Annotated in this window: 5 protein-coding genes and 1 pseudogene; 5 read left to right on the top strand and 1 reads right to left on the bottom strand. The window is 63.6% G+C overall.

Going from position 1 to position 6943, the window contains the following annotated elements:
* Nucleotides 1-1059 (top strand): dihydrolipoyllysine-residue acetyltransferase (locus tag G3N97_RS19780; protein WP_205994729.1); only part of this gene is annotated, 1059 nt, incomplete at its 5' end.
* A gap of 96 nt (nucleotides 1060-1155) precedes the next feature.
* Nucleotides 1156-2922, top strand: coding sequence for a dihydrolipoyl dehydrogenase (lpdA, locus tag G3N97_RS19775; protein WP_074984414.1), 1767 nt, complete (start codon nucleotides 1156-1158; stop codon nucleotides 2920-2922).
* 314 nt (nucleotides 2923-3236) lie between these two features.
* Here the strand turns inward: lpdA and G3N97_RS19770 are convergent, their stop codons facing one another.
* Complete coding sequence (locus G3N97_RS19770) at nucleotides 3237-3809, bottom strand: phasin family protein (protein WP_205994728.1); 573 nt, start codon at nucleotides 3807-3809, stop codon at nucleotides 3237-3239.
* Nucleotides 3810-4554: 745 nt separating this feature from the next.
* Here G3N97_RS19770 and pbpG point away from each other — a divergent pair.
* From pbpG to G3N97_RS19760, 3 genes and pseudogenes are all read left to right on the top strand, one after another.
* Nucleotides 4555-5730 (top strand): D-alanyl-D-alanine endopeptidase, encoded by a 1176-nt coding sequence (pbpG, locus tag G3N97_RS19765; protein WP_065060275.1) that lies wholly within the window; start codon nucleotides 4555-4557, stop codon nucleotides 5728-5730.
* 249 nt (nucleotides 5731-5979) lie between these two features.
* A pseudogene (locus tag G3N97_RS39485) lies at nucleotides 5980-6213 on the top strand (hypothetical protein); the annotation flags it as partial.
* Nucleotides 6214-6377: 164 nt separating this feature from the next.
* Nucleotides 6378-6902, top strand: a complete 525-nt coding sequence (locus tag G3N97_RS19760) for a DNA-binding protein (RefSeq protein WP_205994727.1) — start codon at nucleotides 6378-6380, stop codon at nucleotides 6900-6902.
* Nucleotides 6903-6943 lie beyond the last annotated feature (41 nt).

Raw genomic sequence — 6943 nt, 5'->3', positions numbered from 1 at the left:
GCGCCCGCACCGGCTGCGAAGGCGCCCGCCGAACAGCCGTCCGACGCACCGCAGGCTGCGCCCGCCAAGGCCGCGCCCGCTGCGCCGTCGGCACTCGCGCAAGCCCCGATCATTCCGGCCGGCGAAGGCGGTTCGCGCCGTCCGAGCCACGCTTCGCCGTCGGTGCGCAAGTTCGCGCGCGATCTGGGCGTCGACGTGGGTCGCGTGCCGGGCACGGGTCCGAAGGGCCGCATCACGCAAGCCGACGTCACGGCATTCGTGAAGGGCGTCATGAGCGGCCAGACGGCGGCTCCGGCTGCCGCTGCGGCGCCGGCAAGCGGCGCGGGTCTGAACCTGCTGCCGTGGCCGAAGGTCGACTTCACGAAGTTCGGTCCGATCGACACGCAGCCGCTGTCGCGCATCAAGAAGATCTCGGGCGCGAACCTGCATCGCAACTGGGTCATGATCCCGCACGTCACGAACAACGACGAAGCGGACATCACCGACCTCGAAGCGCTGCGCGTGCAACTGAACAAGGAAAACGAGAAGGCCGGCGTGAAGTTCACGATGCTGGCGTTCGTCATCAAGGCAGTGGTTGCGGCGCTCAAGAAGTTCCCGGCGTTCAACGCGAGCCTCGACGGCGACAACCTCGTCTTCAAGCAGTACTTCCATATCGGTTTTGCCGCCGATACGCCGAACGGCCTCGTCGTTCCGGTGATCCGCGACGCCGACAAGAAGGGTCTCGTCGACATCGCGAAGGAAATGACCGATCTGTCGAAGCTCGCGCGTGAAGGCAAGCTCAAGCCGGACCAGATGCAAGGCGGCTGCTTCTCGATCTCGTCGCTCGGCGGCATCGGCGGCACGCATTTCACGCCGATCATCAATGCGCCGGAAGTGGCGATCCTCGGCCTGTCGAAGAGCGCGATGAAGCCCGTGTGGGACGGCAAGCAGTTCGTGCCGCGTCTCACGCTGCCGCTCTCGCTCTCGTACGACCACCGCGTGATCGACGGCGCGGCTGCCGCGCGCTTCAACGCGTACCTCGGCCAGATCCTCGGCGATTTCCGCCGCGTGATCCTGTAAAACCGTTTCGACCGGCCAGCGCCGTCGCGCCGCATCCGCTGTTCAAGCCGATGCGTGCCGCGACCGGTGCGGCCGGTCGTTCCTGAAGGGGACACCATGAGTCTCGTCGAAGTGAAAGTGCCGGATATCGGCGACTTCAAGGACATCGACGTCATCGAAGTCAACATCAAGCCGGGCGACGTGATCGAGAAGGAGCAGACGCTCGTCTCGCTCGAGTCGGACAAGGCCACGATGGAAGTGCCCAGCGATGTCGCGGGCACGGTCAAGGAAGTGAAGATCAAGGCCGGCGACAAGGCGTCGCAAGGCACGCTGGTCGCGATCGTCGAAGTGTCGGAAGGCGCGGCTGCGCCCGCTCCGAAGGCGGAAGCACCGAAGGCCGAAGCGCCCAAGGCGGCCGAAGCGCCGAAGGCTGCTGCACCTGCGCCGCAAGCCGGCAGCTTCAGTGGCAGCGCCGACGTCGAATGCGACATGCTCGTGCTCGGCGCGGGCCCCGGCGGCTACTCGGCGGCGTTCCGCTCCGCCGACCTCGGCATGAAGACTGTGCTGGTCGAGCGTTATGCGACGCTCGGCGGCGTGTGTCTGAACGTCGGCTGCATTCCGTCGAAGGCGCTGCTGCACACGGCGCTGGTGATCGACGAAGCCGCGTCGCTCGAATCGCACGGCATCTCGTTCGGCAAGCCGCAAGTCGATCTCGACAAGCTGCGCGACTTCAAGTCGGGCGTCGTCAAGAAGCTGACTGGTGGTCTCGCCGGCATGGCCAAGGCGCGCAAGGTCGAAGTCGTGACGGGCCTCGGTTCGTTCATCGATCCGCACCACATGGAAGTGGCGGGCGAGGGCGGCAAGAAGATCGTCAAGTTCAAGCAGGCGATCATCGCTGCGGGTTCGCAGGCCGTGAAGCTGCCGTTCATGCCGGAAGATCCGCGCGTGGTCGATTCGACCGGCGCGCTGGAACTGCGTCAGCTGCCGCAGAAGATGCTGGTGATCGGCGGCGGCATCATCGGTCTGGAAATGGCGACGGTCTACTCGACGCTCGGCGCGCAGATCGATGTCGTGGAAATGCTCGACGGCCTGATGGCCGGCGCGGACCGCGATCTCGTGAAGGTCTGGGAGAAGTACAACGCGAAGCGTTTCGCGAATGTCATGCTCAAGACCAAAACGACGAAGGCCGAAGCGAAGGAAGATGGCATCTACGTCACGTTCGAAGGCGAAAAGGCTCCGGCCGAAGCGCAGCGTTACGACCTCGTGCTGGTCGCCGTGGGCCGCTCGCCCAACGGCAAGAAGATCGGCGCGGACAAGGCCGGCGTGGCGGTGACCGATCGCGGCTTCATCGAAGTCGACAAGCAGATGCGCACCAACGTGCCGCACATCTTCGCGATCGGCGACGTGGTTGGCCAGCCGATGCTCGCACACAAGGCCGTGCATGAAGGCCACGTGGCGGCGGAAGCGGCGCACGGCGAGAAGGCGTACTTCGACGCGCTGCAGATCCCGTCGGTGGCCTACACCGATCCGGAAGTGGCGTGGGCCGGCAAGACGGAAGAGCAGTGCAAGGCCGAAGGCATCAAGTACGGCAAGGCAGTGTTCCCGTGGGCCGCTTCGGGCCGCGCGATCGCCAACGGTCGCGACGAGGGCTTCACGAAGCTGATTTTCGACGAAGAGACGCATCGTGTGATCGGCGGCGGCATCGTCGGTCTGAACGCCGGCGATCTGATCAGCGAAGTCTGCCTCGCGGTGGAAATGGGCGCGGATGCAACCGATATCGGCAAGACGATTCACCCGCACCCGACGCTGGGCGAATCCGTCGGCATGGCCGCCGAGTTGTACGAAGGCGTCTGTACCGATCTGCCGCCGCAGAAAAAGAAGTAAGACGTGGCGTGCCGCTGTCGCAGGCGGCATGCACGTAAGCAGACAGACGTAAGCAAACGGCGCACTCCGCAGGGAGTGCGCCGTTTTTCTTTATGCGACGCTCGGATCTTTCTGATCGGGCTGACGAAGAGGTCGAGAGGCGCGCCGGAGCGCTAAAAAAGATTCCCGGTCGGCGACCGGGTAAGCGGCACGCCTTGCGGCGTGCCGGAGCGTCGGTGTCGGAGCGCGCAGCCGTTGCAGCGCGCGCTCCGGTTCGGCGGGTTTCAGTCAGCCGGCAGCCGGCGTGCGCCGGCTGCGTGTGCCGACAACCGGCCTCAGACCGTCTTCTTGGCCGAAGCGGCAGCCGAGCGCGAGGCTTGTGCGGCAGCCTTGCTGGCCGCGGCGGTGGCGGCGTTGAAGTTGCTTTCGGCCATTTCGACCGCTTGCTTGGTGGCCTTGTGGACCGTTTCGTACGTGGTGTTCGCGGCGTTGATGGCCGACTTGATCACGGCGACGGCGGTTTCCGAACCGGCGGGCGCGTTCTTCGCGACGTTGTCGACGAGCGACTGCACCTTGCGGTTCTGCTCTTCGTAGTGGGCTTCGGCGACCTTGGCGAATTCGGCTTGCGTGGCCGACGCGATTTCATACACGTGGCGGCCGTACGAGAGCACCTTTTCGGCGAGCGGCTGGGCGTAGCTCGACTGGAGCGCGAGCAGTTCCTGCGCATCCTTCACCGACAACGCGCGCTGCGCGTGCTCCTGCGATTCCGCCAGATTCGAGCGAACGGCCTGAAGGTTCAATTCGACCAGCTTTTCCACGCCTTCGAAGGCCTTGCCGGTTAGACCGAACAGGGTTTCGAGGTTGGCTTTTTGGGCGGCGACGAATTGCTCAGGGGTCAGCAGACTCATGTTTACGCTCCTGGATGGTTGGCAGCCTCGTGTGGGTGGGCCGCCTGGAGTAAGTGGCAAGACGCTGGGTGATCTGCCGGACGCTTTGGTGCGTCGCAACATTGAAGACGATTTTAGGATGCCTGAGGCGAAAGTCAAGCGTCTTGTGGTGCGCCGCACCATGGCATTTAATTGTTATTAAACAAACACTTATGCGGTTGGCATGTGGCAATTTGCGTGCCGGTTGGCGGTGTGCGGCATGGCGCCCCGCGCTGGACGGGCGCGAACCGCCGCCAAGCCTTGCTGGACAAGGCCAGGCATATGCGCGCTGATTCTGGCAAGATTGAGGCTGACGGCGCGTCGGAGGTTGCGCCGTCGGATTCGAGGAAGCCTCATGCGGGATTTCACTTAACGCGTCCACCAGATTGCGTCACGGAACGTTAAAGATCCATTCCGGTCGAACGCGCGTCGTGCGTTTCGGCGGCATAGGCGTCTGAGCATCGTCCCCGGTATTGATCCCACATAAAGTTCTGCATGACGCGCGCCGTTAATGCGTAGGCGACAGCAATAGTTGCCGGCCATTGGCGCAGCAGGGCGGGACCGCCCGGACGATTGTCTCTGTCCATCGAGAATGCGAAGTGTATTGGTCTACTCAATCAAGAACCAGATTTCGGTTTAACGAGTAGCCATAAGTGCTTCAATTTGCGAATTTTTCGTGGTTTTACTACACTTGGCGAACGATCCCGCCGCTCCATCCAGAACACCAATGAAATCCGACAAATTCCTGTCGTTCAAGCTGGTGCCCTCATCGGTTGTCAGCACCGCGCTGTCGGTGGCTGTGTCCGTGGCCATCAGCACGACGCTATTCGTGCCAGAAGGCGCGTTTGCTGCGTCGCAGAACACCGCTGCGGCCAAGACGGCCAAGGCGAAGAAGTCCACCAAGAAGGTTGCGCCGGCATCGGCCAAGGTTGCGAAGAAGGCGGGCGCTGCCCGCACCGTCGCGGCTAAGGACGACGACGCGCGCCCGGTGGCCAAGAAACGCCGCGTGGCCTACACGATGAACGGCCGTCATCACACGGCCGTGCGCCGCGTGGCTTTCGAGCCGCGTCAGCCCACCGCTGGTCAGGCGTTCGGTCTGCATGAGACGCCCGATTCGCTGATGCTGCGCTCGGGCGTGGCCTACGTGGTCGATCAGAACTCGCTCGAGCCGCTGTTCGACAAGAACTCGCGCGCCGTGGTGCCGATCGCCTCGATCTCGAAGCTCATGACCGCGATGGTCGTGCTCGACTCGAAGGCGCCGCTCACCGAGCAGATCGAAGTCACCGACGAAGATCGCGACTACGAGAAGAACACGGGCTCGCGCCTGTCGGTCGGCTCGGTGCTGTCGCGTGAAGACATGCTGCACATCGCGCTGATGGCGTCGGAAAACCGCGCGGCCGCTGCGCTCTCGCGCTACTACCCGGGCGGCCGTCCGGCCTTCATCGCCGCGATGAACGCCAAGGCGAAGCAGCTCGGCATGACCGATACGCATTTCGAGAACTCCACGGGTTTGACGAGCCACAATGTCTCGAGCGCGCGTGACCTCGTGAAGATGGTCAACGCGGCGTATCAGTACCCGATGATCCGTCAGTTCTCGACCGATCGCAGCTACGACGTGTTCACGGGCAAGCGCAATCTCGCCTACAACAGCACGAACGCGCTGATCCGCAATCCGTCGTGGGACATCGGTCTGCAGAAGACTGGTTTCATCAACGAAGCGGGCGAGTGCCTCGTGATGCAGACGGTCGTGCATGGCCGTCCGGTGATCATGGTGCTGCTGGATTCGAGCGGCAAGTACTCGCGCTTCGCCGACGCCACGCGTGTGCGCACCTGGCTGGACAACGGCGGCGCCGATCAGCAGCCGCGTATCACCAGCGCGGACGCAGGCGGCGCAGGCACCTGAGCTGCATCGCGCCAACACCGAGTTCGTTTCGCAAAACGCCCCGCAACTGCGGGGCGTTTTTGTTTTCAGGCGGCGCTCCGACGAGCGTCGGGCGAGCGCCTACGCCATCCGGCCAGCTGTATGAGCGCCGGTTCAATCGGCAAGATTTCCAGTGATGAATCAAGGCGGCCAGCCGGGCATCGAGACCGGCTGGAGTTTGACGGTTGTCAGTTGACAACCATGTTGACGATACATACACTGGGTGGGTCGATGAGACGATCGCATGCAAAGAAAGAGGTCGAGGCGGCGCTGGTTCACGCCGAGAGTCGAGGTTAGTTAGTTATACCAGGTAAAGGCCGCAGCCATGCGTGGGGGAAAATGTTTTGCCCGCTCAATCAGGCCGACTGCCGTTGCGGCGAATTTTGCATCACGAGCATCTGGAGCACGCCGAGGAGCGCGGGCAATCACGCGAGCATGCTCAGGCGCGTGGTGGACAACTGTACGGCGTCGTCGCCGGGGTCGGTCAGCGCGCCGCCGGTAGTGCCGCCGGGTAGTGCAAGCGGTGGCGTGCCGCATCAGGTCACGTCACGGCGCGCCGTGGTAGCCCAAAAGCACGAGTAGTGCACGAGTGACGCACGAATAAAGCACGAATAAAGCAGGAGTCAGGCATGGAATACGTTTTCACGCTCAAGTATCAGCTTGCACCGGAAGACAGTGACCACAACGCGCTCGTCGAGCGACTCGCGCAGGCGGGTTGCGACGACGCCACCATCGGCGTCGGCTTGCCGGGGCGTATCGCGCTGGCGTTCACGCGCGACAGCGCAACGGCATGGGAGGCCATCTACACGGCTTTGCAGAACGTGAAGGAGGCGGTGCCGTCCGCGCGGCTCGTGGAAGCGGCGCCCGACTTCGTCGGCTTGACCGACGTCGCGGACATGACGGGCATGTCGCGACAGAACATGCGCAAGCTCATGCTCGTTCACGCGGACGACTTTCCGCAACCGGTCCACGAAGGCAGTCCCTCGCTCTGGCATTTGAGCGACATCCTCGCGTGGCTCGTTGGCCGCGATGGTTACAGCATCAGCGAGGCATTGCTCGAAACGGCGCGCTCGGCGCGGCAGGTCAATCTCGCGAAAGAGGCGCGCGCGCTCGACACGCAGATTGACCGGCAACTCGAAGCGCTCGTGGGATGAGCTTCACGTCCTGTTTCGCGCCAAATCTCGCGCCAAATCCC

The sequence above is a fragment of the Paraburkholderia sp. Ac-20347 genome, assembly GCF_017104805.1.
GTDB classification, from domain to species: Bacteria; Pseudomonadota; Gammaproteobacteria; order Burkholderiales; family Burkholderiaceae; genus Paraburkholderia; species Paraburkholderia tropica.
This window is presented reverse-complemented; position numbering and strand designations above follow the sequence as displayed.